This is a genomic window from Pedococcus sp. 2YAF34, assembly GCF_052114585.1.
Taxonomy (GTDB): domain Bacteria; phylum Actinomycetota; class Actinomycetes; order Actinomycetales; family Dermatophilaceae; genus Pedococcus.
Genome location: NZ_JBFRFA010000009.1, coordinates 89,251 through 106,353, shown reverse-complemented (window position 1 = coordinate 106,353; position 17,103 = coordinate 89,251). Strand labels below are relative to the sequence as shown.

The following is a 17,103-nucleotide window of genomic DNA, read 5'->3' as shown; positions in this document are numbered from 1 at the left end:
AGTTTCGTACCATCGACAGAAGGCCTCCCGTGACTCCCCCCTCCGCCACCACCTCCTCCGCGACCGAGGAGCCCGTGCGCTCCCGGCCACGCGTCGAGGGCGAGCGGGAGCGCGAGATCCTCGAGGCGACGCTGGAGACCCTCGTCGAGCTCGGCTACGACAAGCTCAGCTTCGACGCGGTGGCCGGTGCCGCCAAGGCGTCCAAGGCGACCCTGTACCGCCGCTGGCCTGCGAAGGTCGACCTGGTCGTCGACGCCCTCGAGCTCATGCTCGGCGTCGAGGCCGACCGCTTCCCCGACACCGGGACCCTGCGCGGCGACCTCATCTCCCAGGCCTGCGCCAAGGGTGGTCTCGCCGACGACCAGCCGGTCAAGGTCTTCGGGTCGCTGATGAACGCGATGCACCGCGACCGCGAGCTCCACGACGCGATCATGACGCGGCTCATCGCCCCCAAGATGGTCGCGGCCGTCCACGTCTTCCGCGCTGCCCAGCAGCGCGGTGAGGTCGGCCTCGGGGCCGACCTCGACCTGCTGGCGCGCCTGCTGCCGGCCATCTCGATCCACGAGGCGATGCTCACGGGTTCGCACCCGTCGCAGGACCGCCTCGTCACCCTGGTGGACAGCGTCGTCCTCCCGGCATGCGCGGCCACGGTGCAGCGCGACTGAACCACCCGACCCGTACGGGGCCCGCACGACCCGACCCGGCCCCAACCCCACTCATCCCGCTCCACCCACACACCTAGGACACCCATGTCTTCCACCTCTGCGCTCGAGCACGCCTCGACGCCCGAGAGCGTGCCGGCGCCGTCGAAGGCACCGCAGCGCCTCGGCCTGGCCCTGACGGTCATCAGCGCCGCCCAGCTCATGGTCGTGCTCGACGGCACCATCGTGAACATCGCCCTGCCGCACCTGCAGAAGGACCTCGGCTTCACCCCGGACAACCTGTCCTGGGTCGTCAACGCCTACACCCTCGCGTTCGGCGGGCTGCTGCTGCTCGGCGGGCGCCTCGGCGACCTCTTCGGCCGTCGCAAGGTCTTCATGACCGGCGTCATCGTCTTCGCCCTCGCCTCCCTGCTCGGCGGCATCGCCCAGACCGAGGCCATCCTGCTCGGCGCGCGCGCCCTCCAGGGAGTCGGCGCAGCCCTCGCGTCGCCGACCGCGCTGGCCCTGATCACCACGACCTTCCCGGCCGGCCAGGCGCGCAACCGCGCCATGGGCGTGTATGCCGCGATGTCCGGTGCCGGTGCCGCGATCGGCCTCATCCTCGGTGGCGCCCTGACCGAGGCCTCCTGGCGCTGGACGTTCTTCATCAACGTCCCGATCGGCCTGCTCGTGGTCTTCCTCGCCCCGCGCGTGCTGAAGGAGTCCGAGCGCGGACGCGGCACCCTCGACGTCCCCGGCGCCGTCACCGGCACCCTGGGCCTCGCCTCGCTCGTCTACGGCCTGACCCACGCCGCGAGCACCTCGTGGAGCGACGCGGTCACCGTCGGCACGCTCCTCGCCGGTGTCGTCCTGCTCGGGGTCTTCATGCTCGTCGAGTCGCGCTCGGAGCACCCGCTGCTGCCGGTCCGCATCCTCCAGGACCGCACCCGCGGTACGTCGTTCGTCGTCATGCTGGTCGTCGGCGCGGCGATGTTCTCGATGTTCTACTTCCTCGGCCTCTACATCCAGCAGGTCCTCGGGTACTCGCCGCTCAAGGCCGGGTTCGCGTTCCTGCCGTTCTCCTTCGGCATCGTCATCGCCGCCCAGGTCGCCTCTGCCCTGATGACGCGCGTCGACCCCCGCTGGATCTCCGGCACCGGTGCAGTGCTCGCCTCGGCCGCGATGTTCGGGTTCTCGCGGCTCGAGGTCGACAGCTCCTACGCGGGTCACCTGCTGCCGTTCATCGTCGTCATGGCGTTCGGCATGGGCCTGGTGTTCGTGCCCATGACGCTCACCGCGGTGGCGGGTGTCGCGCAGGAGGACTCCGGTGTCGCCTCAGCGGTGCTCAACACCATGCAGCAGGTGGGTGGCTCGCTGGGCCTGGCCACGCTCAGCACCGTGTTCGCCAGCGCGCTGGCCGACCGGGCCGGCGAGCTCGGCGGTGCCCTGCAGGCCAAGGCGGCTGCGGGTGGCATGACGCCCGAGCAGATCGGCCAGGCCAAGGCCCTCATCGGCCTGCAGGCGCAGACCTACGGGTCGGGCCGCGCCTACCTCGTCGGCGCCTCGATGATCCTCGTCGCGGCCGCGATCACCTTCGCGTTCCTCAACGTCAAGCACGAGAAGCTCTCGACCGAGGGCCACGAGAACGTGCACCTCGCCTGACCGAGCTGCCCTACCCGCTTTGGGGGCGCCGGAGTGACCCATACGTCACCCCGGCGCCCCCAAACGCGTTGTGAGGGTCGAGTCAGGCGTCGAGGGCCGCGATGGCGGCGCGGATCCGCTTCTCCGACACGGGGTATGCGGTGCCGAGCCCGTTGGCGAACAGGCTCACCCGCAGCTCCTCCACCATCCACCCCACGGCGCGCACGGGGCCGGAGCGGCGGTCCACCGGCGGCAGGGAGTCGAGCAGGTCGGCGTACGCGACCTCCACGCGGTCCACGACCTCCTGGCTGGCGGCGTCGCGCGCCAGCGCCGCGGGCGAGGACGTCGACTTCTGCAGGCGCTGCACCATGGCGCGCAGGTAGCGGCGCAGGTGCCCGAGGTGGTCCAGGCCCGTGTCGGCGACGAAGCCCGGGTAGACGAGGCTGTCGAGCTGGGCCCGGACGTCCGCAGTGAGCGCGGCGGTCGCGGGTGCCGTGAGCCGGGCGAGCTCGGCCCTGACCTCGCGAGCAGCGGCGAGCACGGGCTCCACCTCGTCCACGACCTGCAGCACCCGGGTGGCGACGTGCGTGCGCACCGCCGCGAGCACCTCCTCGAAGGGCGCCTCGTCGCGGACGGCGGTGGCGCCTCCTGGGTGCTGGGCGACGATCGCGTCGACGGCACAGGCGAGGCAGTCCTCGAGCAGCGCCGGCACCGATCCGTGCGGGTTGTCGGCGAGCACCAGCTTCTGGGTGTTCGAGAGCCGGGCGAGGACTCGCTTCCACGGCGCGGTCGTGTTGAGCAGCAGCAGCCGCCGCACCCCGAGGACCGTCGCGGCGTGGGCCTCCCGCTCCCCCGCCAGCACCTGCAGGTCGACCGACGTGCCCCGGTCCACGAGCGCGGGGTAGCCGTGCACGACCTGGCCCCCGGACCGCGCCTCGAAGGTCTCCGGCAGGTGCCCGAAGTCCCAGCGCACCAACCCTTTTCGCTCCACGGAGGCGCTGGCTCGTGACATGCGACGCTGCACCTGGCCGGCGAGCTGCTCCTGCAGCGCGGCGAGGTCCTTGCCGCTGCCGACGACCCGTCCGCGGTCGTCCTCGACGCTGAAGGTGATGCGCAGGTGGTCGGCGACCCGCTCGACGCCCCAGTCCTCCGGCGGGATGCGGGTGCCGGTCTGCGCGTGCAGCACCCGGGCCAGCTCCTCGTCGAGGCGTCGCCCTCCCCCGGGCTGGACGTCAGCCAGGGCGGTCGCCGCATGGTCGGGCGCGGGGACGAAGTGGCGACGGGTCGCCTTGGGCAGCGCGCGGATGAGCGCCGTCGCGAGGTCGGCCCGCAGGCCCGGCACCTGCCAGTCGAACCCCTCGTCGACGACCTGGTTGAGGACCTGCAGCGGGATGTGCACGGTGACGCCGTCGGCGGCTGCGCCCGGCTCGAACTGGTAGGTCACGGCGAGCTCGAGGCCGCCCTGGCGCCACACCCGCGGGTAGTCGCTGGCCGACACCTCGTCGGCGCTGTCGCGGGTCAGCAGCTCCTCGGTGAAGGTGAGCAGGTCGGGCGTCTGCTTGCGGGCGTCCTTCCACCAACGGTCGAAGTGCCGCTGCGAGACGACCTCGGCCGGCACGCGCTGCTCGTAGAACGTGACGAGGTCCTCGTCGTCGACGACGATGTCGCGGCGCCGGGCGCGCTCCTCCAGCTCCGACAACCGTTGCAGGAGAGCCTGGTTGGCGCGGAAGAAGGCGTGGTGGGTGTCCCAGTCGCCCTCGACGAGCGCGTGGCGGATGAACAGCTCGCGCGACTCCTCGGGGTTGATGCGCGCGTAGCTGACGGTGCGCGCAGCGACCAGCGGCACGCCGTACAGGGTGACCCGCTCGGTCGCCTGCGCGGCCCCCTGCTTGCGTGACCAGCGCGGCTCCGAGTAGGTGCGCCTGACCAGGTGCGGGGCCAGCCGCTCGGCCCACACGGGGTCGATGCGCGCGTTGGTGCGGGCCCACAGTCGTGTGGTCTCCACGAGCTCGGCCGACATGACGAACGCCGGCTGCCGCCGGAACAGGGTCGACCCCGGCGAGATGGAGAACCGGGCGCCCCGAGCGCCCAGGTAGTCGCGCTTGGCCTCGTCGCGCAGCCCGATGTGTGACAGCAGGCCGGCGAGCAGGGCCTGGTGTACGAGGTCGGCGTTCGGGGCCTCCCCCGGCGCGGCCGTCGCCTGCCTGGGGTCGATGCCGACGTCCTGGCACGCCTTGCGCAGCTGGCTGTGCAGGTCCTGCCACTCGCGCACCCGCAGGTAGTGCAGGAACTCCGTGCGGCACATGCGGCGGAAGGCACTGTGCGACAACGCCTTCTGCTGCTCCTTGAGGTAGCCCCAGAGGTTGAGCAGCGACACGAAGTCTGAGTGCTCGTCCTTGAACCTCGCGTGCGACTGGTCGGCCTGCGTCTGCTTGTCGGCCGGCCGCTCGCGCGGGTCCTGCATCGACAGGGCGGCGACGACGACGAGCACCTCGCGGGTGCACCCGAGGCGGCCCGCCTCGATGAGCATGCGGCCGAGCCGCGGGTCCACGGGCAGCCGGGCGAGCGAGCGGCCGTACGGCGTCAGCTGACGGCCGCGCCCACGTCCCCTCCGCGGCCGGTCGCGCGTGGCCCCGTCCGCCCCTTCGCCGGCGCCGTCCTCGCTGTCGAACGCCTGGAGCTCCTCGAGCAGCCGTACACCGTCGGCCACCTGGCGCGGGTCGGGGGCGTCGACGAACGGGAAGCGCGACACGTCGCCCAGCCCCAGCGACGTCATCTGCAGGATGACGGCGGCGAGGCTCGTGCGCTGGATCTCCGGCTCCGTGAACTCGGGACGGCTGTCGTAGTCCTCCTCCGAGTAGAGGCGGATGCAGATGCCGTCGGCCACGCGCCCGCACCGGCCGGCCCGCTGGTTGGCGCTGGCCTGCGACACCGGCTCGATGGGCAGCCGCTGCACCTTGGTGCGCTGGCTGTATCGGGAGATGCGTGCCGTGCCCGCGTCGACGACGTACCGGATGCCGGGCACGGTCAGCGACGTCTCGGCGACGTTGGTGGCCAGGACGATGCGCCGGCCCGTGGCTCGGCCGAAGACGCGGTGCTGCTCGGCGGCGGACAGGCGCGCGTAGAGCGGCAGGACCTCGGTCTGCGGCAGGCCCATCGACGACAGCGCGTCGGCGGTGTCGCGGATCTCCCGCTCCCCGGAGAGGAACACGAGGATGTCGCCCTCGCGGTTCTCGGTCCACAGCTCCTCGACCGCCTCGCAGACGCCGGTCACCTGGTCCCGCTCGGTGTCGTCGGGACGGTCCGGGTCGACGAGCGGCCGGTAGCGCAGCTCGACCGGGTAGGTGCGCCCCGACACCTCGATGATCGGCGCCGGCTCCCCCGTGCGTGCGTCGGCGAAGTGCTCGGCGAAGCGCTCGGGGTCGATGGTGGCCGAGGTGATGACGACCTTGAGGTCGGGGCGGCGCGGGAGCAGCTGCTTGAGGTAGCCGAGGATGAAGTCGATGTTGAGGCTGCGCTCGTGCGCCTCGTCGATGATGATCGTGTCGTACTTGCGCAGCAGCCGGTCGCGCTGCATCTCGTTGAGCAGGATGCCGTCGGTCATCACCTTGACGAGGGTGTCGTCGCTGCTCTCGTCGGTGAACCGCACCTGGTAGCCGACCGCCGTGCCGAGGTCGACCTCGAGCTCCTCGGCGATGCGCTCGGCTACCGACCGGGCCGCGATGCGCCGGGGCTGGGTGTGGCCGACCAGCCCCTCCCGGCCGCGCCCGACCTCGAGGCAGATCTTCGGCAGCTGGGTGGTCTTCCCCGAGCCCGTCTCGCCCGCGACGATGACGACCTGGTGGTCGCGGATGGCGGCAGCGATGTCGTCCTTGCGCGCGACGACCGGCAGCTGCTCGGGGTAGTTGAGCGGGGGCACCGGGATGTCCGGCCGCCTGGGGGGACGACTCGTCGGCCGACCGGATGCCCGGTGGTCGCCCCTGCCTCCGGGGCGGCTCCTGCGCCCCCTCCGCCGCGGGGAGTCGGGGGCGGGGCTGGACACCACGTCAGCATACGTGCGGGCCGGGGGCGCACCGGAGCGCCCGGGGCCGCCCTCACGCACGCCGACAGCCGTCCCCTCAGGTGCGCCCACGACGACCCCTCACGCGCGGACACGCGGATACCACGCGCGCGACGCCGGTTCGTCTAGGGTGTCCCGGACATGAACTCCCGGTGAACGCTCGGCCACCCGAAGACAGGTCCTCCTCGACATGACTGCTTCCCACCCCTCCACCGCAGCAGCGGCCCCCGGCGACCGCACGGGCTACTGGAACGACTACTACGCCACCCGCTCGTCGGTGGCCAGGCCGCTGCCGTCCCAGTTCGCGACCTTCGTCGCCGGTGAGCTCTCCGGGCCGTCCCGCGTCGTCGAGCTGGGCTGTGGCAACGGCCGGGACTCCATCTTCTTCGCCTCCTACGGCCACGACGTGACCGGTGTCGACGGGTCGGAGTCGGCGGTCAAGGCCTGCCAGACCCTCGCCGAGGCCCTCGGTGTCGACGCCCGCTTCCTCCAGTCGAGCATCGACGACCCGGAGCTGCCGGGCCGGCTGCGCGCCGACGGCGGGCAGGACCGACCCCTGATGATCTACGCCCGCTTCTTCGTCCACGCCATCACCGACGAGGAGGAGAAGGAGTTCTTCGCCCTCGCGACGGCGCTGACCTCCCCCGGCGACATGCTGGCCGTGGAGTACCGCACGGTCCGCGACCAGAGCGGGGCCAAGGTGACGGACGCCCACTACCGCCGCTTCGTCGCCCCGTCGAGCTTCCAGGCCAACGCCCTCGCCAGCGGGTTCGAGGTCACCTACGCCGCGGAGGGTTTCGGCTTCGCGAAGTACAAGCAGGACGACGCGTACTGCGCCCGCGAGCTGTTCACCCGCCGCTGACCCATGGTCGACGACCGCGCCCTCGGCGCGCTGGACGACGTCATCCTGTCCGCGCGCACCCTCTTCCCCGACCTCGAGTTCCTCGCCCCGGGCGGCGTCCTCGAGCTGGCCGTGCGCCGGCACGGGGTCGAACGCATCAGGGTCGAGCTGCCGCCCGGCCAGTTCCTGCACCTGCAGGGCATCGGCGTCGACGCCCCCGACGACGGGCGCACTGCCCGCGCCCGCGTCGAGGTGAGCTCCTGGTACAAGTCGTACGGCGAGCGGTTCGACCTGCAGAGGCTGCTCGACTTCGAGCACCCGACCGGGACCGTCGTCCACACCGGTGCCGACGAGCCGGCCTGGCTCGAGCTGGTCTTCGACTCCCCCATCGACATCGAGCGCCTGCGCCTGCGCAACGTCGACGGGCCCACCGCGGTGCGCGCCCGCGGCCTGCGCGTGCTCGTGCAGACCGGCGGCACCTGGCTCGTGGCCTACGACCACGCGGCCCGCGCGGGTGAGCTGCGCCGACTGCTCACGCACCGTACCGAGCTCGGCGGCGACCCCACCATCACCGCCCTGCTCCCCTTGCTCGCCCAGACCTTCGAGGGCGCGTACGCCGACGCGCGGCAGGCGCTGGACGCCCACACCGAGATCAGCACGGCGGACCGCAGCGCCTTCCGGGCGGCCGTCACCTCGGGCCTGCTTGCCGACCGCGAGCTCGAGTGGACCGTGCACGGCCCGCAGCGCTGCTTCCGGTTCTGGGACGAGACCGAGAAGGTCACCTACGTCGAGTTCGCCGCGAAGGTCGCCGAGGCGCTGGCCTCCCTGACGCCGCAGGTCTGCTTCGGCTTCGGTGCGGCCCTGTGCGTCGTGCGCGACGGCGACCTCATCCCCCACGACGACGACCTCGACATCATCATCGGGTTCGACCCGCACGAGGCGGGGACGCTCGGCGAGGGCCTGGCGCTGGTCGAGCAGTGCCTGCGCCCGCTCGGCTACACCGTCACCGGCAACTTCACCGCGCACCGCCAGGTCCGGCGCAACGGTTCCAAGCAGGTCGACGTCTTCGTCGGCCTCTTCGAGGGCGACACCATCAGCTGGTACCCCGGGACCCGCGGCGCCCTCGACCGGGACCTGATGTTCCCGGCCTCCGAGGGCCGCCTGCTCGGGGTGCCCGTGCCCCTGCCGCGCAACCCGCTCGTCTACCTCGAGCGCCTGTACGGCGAGGGGTGGCGCCACCCCGACCCCAACTTCAAGCACACGTGGGACCGGGCGACGTACGCCGACCTGACGCGCCCCGGCCGCGGCTGACCCCGCCGCCACCGCAACTCGGACGGGTGCACGGCTCGAGCCCGCTGCTCCTGGCCGGGTGCCTACGTCGGGTGGACCACCGACGCCCGTGCCCCGGTCACCCCATTGCTGTACCCGCCCGGATCGACGCGTCCCTAGCGTGGCTGACAGTGCCCTGTGACGCACCACGGGGCTGATCCTGGGAGGAGACCCACCACCATGCGCTCCAGTCGTTGGTCCACAGCCGTCGCGGTCGCGTCCGCGGCTGCCCTCGTCGCCGCACCGGCCGCGTCCGCCCACGCGGGCTCAGCCCGCGCCCCCTGGACCCCCAAGGTCCTCAACTCCGAGGTCATCGCACCGTTCCACCTGGCCACGAACGACGGCCGCCTCTACGTCGCGGACGGCGGGACCAGCACCGTCTCGAGGGTCAACGGCGACGGCTCCCTCACGACGATGGCGACCGGGCCCATGCCCGGCGAGGTGTCGGGGGTGGCCAAGACCGACAACGCGCTGGCCTACACCACGCTCGACTACACCACCGGCGCGGCCACGCTGACCGTCAAGCGCGGGAGCAAGACCATGGTAGCCAAGCTGTCCGACTTCGAGGCCAAGCGGAACCCCGACCAGAAGGTGCACTACGGCTTCAAGGACCCGTCCTGCGCCAACGGCGCGCTCGGTGAGGACGCCGGGTACACCGGCCGGGTGGACTCGCACGCCTACGCGGTGACCCGGTGGAACGGCGCCTGGGTCGTCGCGGACGCCGGTGGCAACGACCTGGTCAAGGTCGACGACAACGGCCACATGTCGCTGCTGTCGCTGCTGCCGCCCCAGCCGCTGCTCGTCAGCACGGAGTTCGCCGACGCCAACGGCATCCCGGACTGCGCGGGACAGCGCTACAAGTTCGAGCCGGTGCCGACCGACGTCGAGGTGGGCAGGGACGGCATGCTCTACGTCTCGACGCTGCCCGGCGGTCCCGAGGACCCGTCGGCCGGCGCGCGCGGCTCGGTCTACAAGGTGAACCCGTGGAACGGCGACGCCACCCGCGTGGCCACCGGGTTCGCCGGCGCGACCAGCGTGACCCAGGGACCGGACGGCACGCTCTACGTCGCCGAGCTCTTCGGTGGCAAGGTCACCGCGGTCCGCAACGGGCACAAGAGCCTGGCCGCCGAGCTGCCCGGCGCCCTCGCCGTCGAGTACGGCAACGGCCACCTGTACGCCGCCACGATGGCGCCGATGGACGACCAGGGCATGCCGACCGGCACCGGGTCGATCGTCAAGCTGCGCTGACACGGGAGAGCGAGGACCCCGGGGCCGACACGGTCCCGGGGTCCTCGCTTCGCTCCGCCTCAGCCCACTTCCCAGCCTGGCGCCTGCGACCGTCCCACGCGGAGGTGGGTGCGAGTGGCCGGGCACGGTCCAGGGGGTGACCATGCCCGGCCGGTTCGGGGGCCTCGGCAGGAGGCGTCAGGCGACGCGGGTGAACCGCAGGCGCCAGGACTCCGGTCCGCGCTCGAGGTAGTCCACGGCGAAGGCCCCCGGCGCGCGGTCCTCGAGCTGCTTCAGCAACGGCACCGGGTCGTGGGGCGCGACGAGCACCATGCCTGAGCCGGTCCGGACGGCGTCGAGGGCGCCGAAGATGGTCGCGTGGCGGATGGCGTGCGGCACGGTCCGGGCGTCGAGCTCGGGCAGCTCGGCACCGTCGGTCTCGCCGCAGGAGCACGCTCCACCACAGCCGCCCTCGCGCGAGCCGGCACCCTCCGCGGCCTCCCCCTGGCCGTGGCCGTGCCCGTGGTCGCCGGTGTCGTCGTGGTGGTCGTGCCCGCCCAGCAGCTCGTGCATGCCCTCGAGTGCGCCCGCGAGCGAGACCTCCGGCGTGGAGGCCAGCAGCGGCAGCACCTGCTCGTTCTCCTTGGCGAGGTGGCTCTCGAAGGTCACCGCCAGCGCGCGGGCCTCGGCGGCGGCGTCGACCTGCGACCCGGCTGCCTTCAGCCCTTCGACGAGCCCGAGGATCAGCTGGTGCTCGGCGAGCATCGCGTCGATGAGCAGGCGGGCCCGTTCGTCGCGGTGGGCCAGCGGGTACATCGCCTTCTCCTCGGCGAGGGCGTGCGGCACGAGGTCGTGCTCGGACCACTGCACGAGGTCGTCGCGGGCGGCGAGCGCCGTCGCGGGGTCCGGGGCCGAGGCCACCCGGCGAGCCAGCGCCGTCAGCTTGCCGGCCATCTCGGTGTGATGGGTCCTGACCGCCTCGACGGCGGAGGCGTCCTGCTCGGTCGATGCGATGACGAGGGTGTCCACGATGTCCTCCCGGTGCGGTCCTGCCCTGTGGCAGGGCGTCTGATTATTTAATACACTCATTTCCGTGAATATTCCAACCACCCTCGAGGAACGCTCTTCGACCCCCGGACTGGGTCCACGTCCGGCCTCCGCGTCGGCCACTGCGGGCACGGCTCCGAGCCGCGCCGCCGGGGTGGTGCTCGAGCTGCTGGCTGCGCACCGAGATCCGGTCACGGCGGCTGCCCTGGCGGCGAGCTCGGGCCAGCACACCAACACGGTGCGCGAGCACCTCGACGCCCTGGTCGACGCCGGCCTGGCGACGCGCGAGCGCGCCGAGTCCTTGGGCCGGGGACGGCCCGCGTGGCTCTACGCGGCCACCGAGCTCCAGCAGCCGGTGGTGCGCGAGTACGCCGGTCTCGCAACGGCCCTCGCCATGCAGCTGGCCCGCACGAGCCTCCACCCGCGCGACGACGCCGTCGAGGCGGGCCGGGTGTGGGGCGAGCAGCTGGCCGGCGAGCGCACTCCACCCTCCTCCCCCGCCGGCGCGCGACGCGAGGTGGTCGACCTCCTCACCGGCCTGGGGTTCGACCCCACCGCCGACAGGCGCGTCCAGACCGTGCGGCTGCGCCAGTGTCCCCTCATCGCCGCGGCCCGCGAGGAGCCGGAGGTGGTCTGCTCGGTGCATCTCGGCATCGTGCGGGGCGCGCTCGAGACCTGGGACACCCGCAGCGACGAAACCTCGCTCGTGCCGTTCGCCGAGCCCGGCGCCTGCCTCCTCCACCTCACCGGAGCCACGGCCCGCACCGGCGGCGACCAGCCGTGAGCTGGCGCCGGCTGCCCTTCCTCCTCCCGGCGGGCCTGGCCCTGCTCCTGGGGATCGACGCCGGGCTACGGCTGCTCGGCGCCCCGGCCTTGCCGCTCTCCCAGCGGCTCCCCGTCGTGCACGGACCGTTGCTCGTGCTGGGCTTCGTGGGCACCCTGGTCGCGCTGGAGCGGGCTGTCGCCCTGCGCCGACCTGGCGGGTATGCCGCGCCCGCCCTGCTCGGGGTCGGCGGACTCCTCCTCGTGACCCCCGTGCCGCTGCGCGTGGGCCAGTTCCTCCTGGTGGCCGGTGCCGCCGCCCTCACCGCCGTCTACGTCGGCCTGTGGCGCCGGCAGCGTGACGACGCGGTGCTCGTGCAGGCGTTGGGGGCGGTGCTGGCCACCGGCGGCGCCCTGCTCTGGCTCGGATCGGTGCCGGTGCCGCGCCTGCTGCCATGGCTGGCCGGCTTCGTCGTCCTCACCATCGCCGGTGAGCGGCTCGAGCTGGCGCGCCTGCAGCTCCTCAGCTCACGTGGCGCTGCGGCGCTGGGGCTGACGGCGGCCGCCGTGGCGGTGTTCGCCGTCGCCTCACTGCTGTGGCCGACGGCCGGGTTCCCGCTGTTCGGGGCCTCGATGCTCGTCCTCGTGGGCTGGCTCGCCCTGCACGACGTCGCGCGCAGGACGGTCCGCGGCACGGGGCTGCCCCGCTTCATCGCCGTCTGCCTGCTGGTGGGCTACGCGTGGCTCGCTGTGGCCGGCGGCACCTGGCTCCTCGCCGGACCGGTGCTCGAGGGACCGGCCTACGACGCGGCCGTGCACGGCGTGTTCCTCGGCTTCACCCTGTCGATGATCATGGCCCACGCGCCCGTCATCCTCCCCGCGGTCCTGAAGGTGCGGCTCCGCTACCGCCCCGCCATGTACGCGCCGGTCCTGTTGCTCCAGGCCTCCCTCGTCCTGCGCGCCCTGGTCGGTGACGCCTGGGGCGTCGACGCCGCACGGACGGCGGGCGGCATCGGCAACGCGGTCGCCGTGCTCCTCTTCCTCGGCGTGACGGTGTGGTCGGCGTCGGTGCACCGCCAGCCCGACCGCCCTCGCCCGACGGCCCGCGCAGCAGATCCGGCTCCCCCGCCCCCGGCTCCCTCACCCCGGGGTGCAGACACACACCCGACGTCCACGGCGGGAGCCGCCCGATGACCACCACGCAGGGACGCACGCGGCCGCGGCTGCGCTGGCACCTGGCGGCCAACAGCGGTGTGCTCGCCTGGCTGGTGGGACTGGTGGGCGTCTCGCTGGCGCACCCGTTCCTGCCCGAGTCCCGCTGGCTCCTGGTGCACCTGCTCCTGCTGGGCGCGGTGACGAACGCGGTGCTCGTCTGGAGCGCCCACTTCGCCGACGCCCTCCTGAAGAACCCCTCGCCTTCCCGTCGCGGCCAGGTCGTGCGGCTGGTCGTCCTCAACGCCGGTGTGGTGGCCGTGGTCGCCGGGATCGTCACGGGCACGTGGTCGCTCACCCTTGTCGGAGCGGTCGGGGTGGGGGCCGCGGCTGCCGCCCACGGTGCCGCCATCGCCCTGCAGGCCCACCGCGCGCTCCCCTCCCGCTTCGGCGCCTCGGTGCGCTACTACGTAGCGGCGTCGGCGTGCCTGCCCGTCGGCGCCGCGCTGGGCACGCTGCTGGCACGCCACCCCGGCGAGCTGCTCCACGGCCGGGTCGTGCTGGCCCACGTGGCCGTCAACGTCCTCGGCTGGGTCGGCCTCACGGTGCTCGGAACGCTCCTGACCCTGTGGCCCACCATCCTGCGCACCCGCATCGCCGAAGGCGCCGAGCGCCGGTCACGCCAGGCGTTGCCGGCCCTCGTGACCTCCCTCACCGTCGTGGTGACGGCCGCCCTGGCCGGTGCCCGCACCGTCACCGCGGTGGGCCTGCTCGCCTTCCTCGTCGCCGCGCTCTGGTCGCTGCAGCCCATGCTGGGGGCCGCGCGGGCCAGACCACCCCAGACGTATGCCGCGTGGTCCGTGCTGGCCGCGGTCGGCTGGCTCGCGGTGTCGCTCGGCTGGCTCGCGGTGCTCGTGCTCCTCGCCCCCGACTGGGGCGCCGCGGGCGAGGCCACCCACCGCGTCGCCGTGCCCCTCGCTGCCGGGTTCGGCGCGCAGGTGCTGCTCGGGGCCCTGACCTACCTGCTGCCGGTGGTGCGCGGCGGCGGCCCGTCGGCCGTGCGGGCCACCACCGACGTGCTCGAGCGTGCGGCGGCGCTGCGGGCCGTGGTGGCGAACGCGGGCCTCGCGCTCCTCCTGCTTCCCGCCCCCAGCGTCGTGCGGGTGCTGGTCTCGGCCCTGGTGCTGGCGTCCTACGCCTCCTTCCTCGTGCTGCTCTCGTCGGCGCTCAGGACCGCCCGCCGTGCTGACCGGGCAGCGGCACCGGGCCCCGACGGGACGAGGGCCCCCACCCCGGCACGACACCAGCCCGAGCCGCGCGCACAGGTGCGCGCGCGGCATACCGGATGGGCCATGGCCGGACTCTCGGCGGTGGTGCTGGCCGTGGCACTGGGAACCGCGGTCGACCCGACCGCCATCGGAACGGGCTCGTCCGCGTCCTCCGCCGGGATCGCCGCCACCGGCCACACGACGACCGTGCACGTCGAGGCGCGCGGCATGCGCTTCCACCCCGACTCCGTCGACGTCCCGGCTGGAAACCGGCTCGTCATCGAGGTCGTCAACCGTGACAGCGACGTGCACGACCTCGCCCTGGAGACGGGCCAGAGCAGCGGTCGCCTCTCCACCGGGCAGACCGGGCGGCTGCCGGTCGACGTGGTGGGCCGCGACCTCGACGGCTGGTGCACGGTCGTCGGGCACCGGCAGATGGGGATGGTGTTCTCCGTCAAGGTCATCGGCGCAGCGGCACCGGCTGCTGCGCACCAACCCGGCACCCCGCATGGGGTGCTCGCCCAGAAGGGCACCCTGCAGCACCAGGCGGCGACCGGTGACGCGGCTCGCCCGGACTTCCTGGCGACGCCGGCCGCCGGGTTCGCTGCCCGGGACGCGCGGCTCGCACCGGCGAGCACCGCACAAGTGCACCGCATCTCGCTCGTCGCACGGGAGGTGGTGCGCGAGGTGGTCGTGGGTGTGCGGCAACGACTGTGGACCTTCAACGGCACGGCCCCCGGCCCCGTGCTGCGCGGACACGTCGGAGACCGGTTTGAGGTGACGCTGCGCAACGACGCCGGCATGGGCCACTCCGTCGACTTCCATGCCGGCGCCCTGGCCCCCGACACACCGATGCGGACCCTCGCGCCGGGCGAGTCCCTGACGTTCTCCTTCACGGCGCAGCGGGCCGGGATCTGGATGTACCACTGCAGCTCGATGCCGATGTCGCTGCACATCGCCAACGGCATGTTCGGCGCGGTGGTGATCGACCCGCCGGGGCTGCCCCGCGTCGACCGTGAGTACCTGTTGGTGCAGTCCGAGCTCTACCTCGGTGTGCAGGGCGGGACCGCCGACCCGGCAAAGGTCGCGGCCGAGCGGCCGGATGCCGTGGTGTTCAACGGTTTCGCGAACCAGTACGACCACGACCAGCTGCCGGCACGCGTCGGCGAGCGGGTGCGCGTGTGGGTCCTCGACGCAGGACCCAACCGGCCGAGCTCGTTCCACGTCGTGGGATCCCAGTTCGACACGGTGTTCCTCGAGGGCAGCTACCTCACCCGGCCCGGCTCACCGGGCACGGTCGGTGGTGCGCAGGCCCTGGCACTGCAACCTGCCCAGGGGGGATTCGTGGAGCTGACGTTCTCCCAGACCGGCCACTACCCCTTCCTGTCGCACGTCATGGTCGACGCCGAGCGCGGCGCCCACGGCCTCCTCCGGGTGACCGGGTAGGGGCCGCGGGCGCCGCGCAGGTGGACTGGCGACTCCCCGGGACGGGCTGTCAGGCGCCCTTCGCGGCGATGAAGCCCTGCTCGAGGTCGGCGAGGATGTCGTCGATGTGCTCGATGCCGACGGCGAGCCGCACCAGCCCGGGCGTGACCCCCGCCGCCAGGCGGTCGCTGTCAGGGCCCTGCGAGTGCGTCGTCGAGGCGGGGTGGATGGCCAGGGAGCGCACGTCGCCGATGTTGGCGACGTGGCTGTGCAGGTCGAGCGCCTCGACGAAGCGGCGACCGGCCTCGACCCCACCCGCGATCTCGAAGGCCAGCACCGCACCGGCACCGCGCGGGGTGTACTTCTTCGCCTTCTCGTAGGACTCGTGATCGGGCAGCGAGGCCCACACGACCTTCTCGACCTGGTCGTGCGCCTGGAGGAACGCGGCGACCTTGTGCGTGTTCTCGAGGTGGCGGTCGAGCCGCAGGCTCAGCGTCTCGATGCCCTGGGCGATGAGGAACGCGTTGAACGGCGCCACCGCCGGACCGAGGTCGCGCAGCAGCTGCACGCGGGCCTTGAGGATGAACGCGAGGTTGGCCCCCAGCGGGCTGCCGACGCCGAGGTCCCGGGCGAACACGAGCCCGTGGTAGCTCTCCTCGGGCGTGTTGTAGTTGGGGAACCTCTCCGGGTCGGCGGCGTAGTCGAAGGTGCCGCCGTCGACGATGACGCCGGCGATCGACGTGCCGTGGCCGCCGAGGTACTTCGTGGCCGAGTGCACGACGACGTCGGCGCCCCACTCGAGCGGGCGGATGAGGTAGGGCGTCGCGATGGTGTTGTCGACGACGAGCGGCACCCCGGCCTCGTGGGCCACCGCGGCGACGCCCTCGATGTCCAGCACCTCGGACTTGGGGTTGGAGATGGACTCCCCGAAGAACAGCTTGGTGTTGGGCTGCACCGCCGCCCGCCATGACTCGACGTCGTTGGCGTCCGCGACGAAGCTCACCTGGATGCCGAACTTCGGCAGCGTGTGCTTGAGCAGGTTGTAGGTGCCGCCGTAGAGGCTGGGGCTCGCCACGACGTGGTCCCCCGCCTCGGCGATGTTGAGGATCGCCAGCGTCTCGGCCGCCTGCCCGGAGGCGACGAGCAGGGCGCCGACACCTCCCTCGAGCGAGGCGACCCGCTGCTCGACGGCGTCCTGCGTCGGGTTCATGATCCGGGTGTAGATGTTGCCGAACTCCTTGAGCGCGAACAGGTTCGCCGCGTGCTCGGTGTCCTTGAAGACGTAGGAGGTCGTCTGGTAGATCGGCAGGGCGCGAGCCCCGGTGGCCGCGTCGGGCTCCTGCCCCACGTGGACCTGGCGGGTCTCGAACGACCAGTTGGCGTTGCTCATCTCGGTGACCTTCACTCTCGTGGCCGCGACAGCGCGGCGTCGGCGTGGTCCGTCGCCGACGGTGGAGTGGTGCAGGTCGCCACCGTCGAGGACGGTGCGGGACACCTGGGTGTCGCTGGGCCTCCCGCGCTTGCGCACGGCAGGTGCCGTGCGCCTGGTCCTCACCCGGGGCACCCCACCGCGGAGGAGGGTTGCCGGCCAGCGAGCCGGGGCTTGACGCTGGCGCTCATGACCTGTGACGAGGGTATGCCGCGTCGTCACCGACGCGGCATACCCGTCTCTCATGGCGGACCGGGCGGTCCGCACCGTGGCGGCCGCGT

Annotated in this window: 11 protein-coding genes and 1 riboswitch; of the genes, 8 read left to right on the top strand and 3 right to left on the bottom strand. The window is 72.9% G+C overall.

Translation table 11 applies throughout. From position 1 onward, the window contains the following. Window positions 1-29: 29 nt before the first annotated feature. Together AB4Z02_RS07350 and AB4Z02_RS07345 are read left to right on the top strand one after the other, a co-directional pair. Window positions 30-665: a TetR/AcrR family transcriptional regulator gene (locus tag AB4Z02_RS07350; RefSeq protein ID WP_441970197.1), complete on the top strand. Its 636-nt coding sequence runs from the start codon at window positions 30-32 to the stop codon at window positions 663-665. Window positions 666-749: 84 nt separating this feature from the next. Then, window positions 750-2,303 (top strand): MFS transporter, encoded by a 1,554-nt coding sequence (locus tag AB4Z02_RS07345; RefSeq protein WP_441970196.1) that lies wholly within the window; start codon window positions 750-752, stop codon window positions 2,301-2,303. A gap of 82 nt (window positions 2,304-2,385) precedes the next feature. Here AB4Z02_RS07345 and hrpA read toward each other — a convergent pair whose 3' ends face one another. Further along, entirely contained in the window at window positions 2,386-6,201 is a 3,816-nt protein-coding gene (hrpA, locus tag AB4Z02_RS07340) for an ATP-dependent RNA helicase HrpA (protein WP_441970195.1), read from the bottom strand. A 331-nt stretch (window positions 6,202-6,532) separates the two neighbouring features. On the opposite strand from hrpA, the gene AB4Z02_RS07335 reads away from it, so the two are divergent. The 3 genes from AB4Z02_RS07335 to AB4Z02_RS07325 all read left to right on the top strand — a co-directional run bounded on the left by AB4Z02_RS07335 (window position 6,533) and on the right by AB4Z02_RS07325 (window position 9,760). Next, window positions 6,533-7,204, top strand: coding sequence for a class I SAM-dependent methyltransferase (locus tag AB4Z02_RS07335; RefSeq protein WP_056883787.1), 672 nt, complete (start codon window positions 6,533-6,535; stop codon window positions 7,202-7,204). A 3-nt stretch (window positions 7,205-7,207) separates the two neighbouring features. Continuing rightward, the gene (locus tag AB4Z02_RS07330; RefSeq protein WP_441970194.1) at window positions 7,208-8,494 is read left to right on the top strand and encodes a hypothetical protein; all 1,287 of its coding nucleotides are present in this window, start codon (window positions 7,208-7,210) and stop codon (window positions 8,492-8,494) included. A 198-nt stretch (window positions 8,495-8,692) separates the two neighbouring features. Continuing rightward, window positions 8,693-9,760 carry a ScyD/ScyE family protein gene (locus AB4Z02_RS07325; protein WP_441970193.1) on the top strand — a complete coding sequence of 356 codons (1,068 nt, stop codon included), beginning with the start codon at window positions 8,693-8,695 and terminating at the stop codon, window positions 9,758-9,760. Window positions 9,761-9,937: 177 nt separating this feature from the next. Here AB4Z02_RS07325 and AB4Z02_RS07320 read toward each other — a convergent pair whose 3' ends face one another. Further along, a complete protein-coding gene (locus AB4Z02_RS07320) occupies window positions 9,938-10,768 on the bottom strand; it encodes a DUF2249 domain-containing protein (protein ID WP_441970192.1) in 831 nt (276 codons plus the stop codon). Window positions 10,769-10,832: 64 nt separating this feature from the next. On the opposite strand from AB4Z02_RS07320, the gene AB4Z02_RS07315 reads away from it, so the two are divergent. Genes AB4Z02_RS07315 through AB4Z02_RS07305 form a run of 3 tightly spaced genes read left to right on the top strand, consistent with a single transcriptional unit; the run spans window position 10,833 to window position 15,414 of the window. Beyond that, the gene (locus AB4Z02_RS07315; protein ID WP_441970191.1) at window positions 10,833-11,570 is read left to right on the top strand and encodes a helix-turn-helix transcriptional regulator; all 738 of its coding nucleotides are present in this window, start codon (window positions 10,833-10,835) and stop codon (window positions 11,568-11,570) included. Continuing rightward, the gene (locus AB4Z02_RS07310; RefSeq protein WP_441970190.1) at window positions 11,567-12,742 is read left to right on the top strand and encodes a hypothetical protein; all 1,176 of its coding nucleotides are present in this window, start codon (window positions 11,567-11,569) and stop codon (window positions 12,740-12,742) included. Before AB4Z02_RS07315 ends, AB4Z02_RS07310 begins: the two co-directional genes overlap by 4 nt. Then, window positions 12,739-15,414 carry a multicopper oxidase domain-containing protein gene (locus AB4Z02_RS07305; RefSeq protein WP_441970189.1) on the top strand — a complete coding sequence of 892 codons (2,676 nt, stop codon included), beginning with the start codon at window positions 12,739-12,741 and terminating at the stop codon, window positions 15,412-15,414. Before AB4Z02_RS07310 ends, AB4Z02_RS07305 begins: the two co-directional genes overlap by 4 nt. A 49-nt stretch (window positions 15,415-15,463) precedes the next feature. On the opposite strand, the gene AB4Z02_RS07300 is transcribed toward AB4Z02_RS07305, so the two are convergent. After that, window positions 15,464-16,783, bottom strand: coding sequence for a bifunctional o-acetylhomoserine/o-acetylserine sulfhydrylase (locus tag AB4Z02_RS07300; RefSeq protein ID WP_441970211.1), 1,320 nt, complete (start codon window positions 16,781-16,783; stop codon window positions 15,464-15,466). 121 nt (window positions 16,784-16,904) lie between these two features. Then, window positions 16,905-17,017: riboswitch (SAM riboswitch) on the bottom strand. Between the last annotated feature and the right edge of the window lie 86 nt (window positions 17,018-17,103).

Coding starts and splice junctions, on each gene's coding strand:
- AB4Z02_RS07300 (WP_441970211.1), bottom strand. CDS start 16,783: ATGAGCAACGCCAACTGGTCGTTCGAGACCCGCCAGGTCCACGTGGGG.
- AB4Z02_RS07335 (WP_056883787.1), top strand. CDS start 6,533: ATGACTGCTTCCCACCCCTCCACCGCAGCAGCGGCCCCCGGCGACCGC.
- AB4Z02_RS07325 (WP_441970193.1), top strand. CDS start 8,693: ATGCGCTCCAGTCGTTGGTCCACAGCCGTCGCGGTCGCGTCCGCGGCT.
- AB4Z02_RS07345 (WP_441970196.1), top strand. CDS start 750: ATGTCTTCCACCTCTGCGCTCGAGCACGCCTCGACGCCCGAGAGCGTG.
- AB4Z02_RS07305 (WP_441970189.1), top strand. CDS start 12,739: ATGACCACCACGCAGGGACGCACGCGGCCGCGGCTGCGCTGGCACCTG.
- AB4Z02_RS07330 (WP_441970194.1), top strand. CDS start 7,208: ATGGTCGACGACCGCGCCCTCGGCGCGCTGGACGACGTCATCCTGTCC.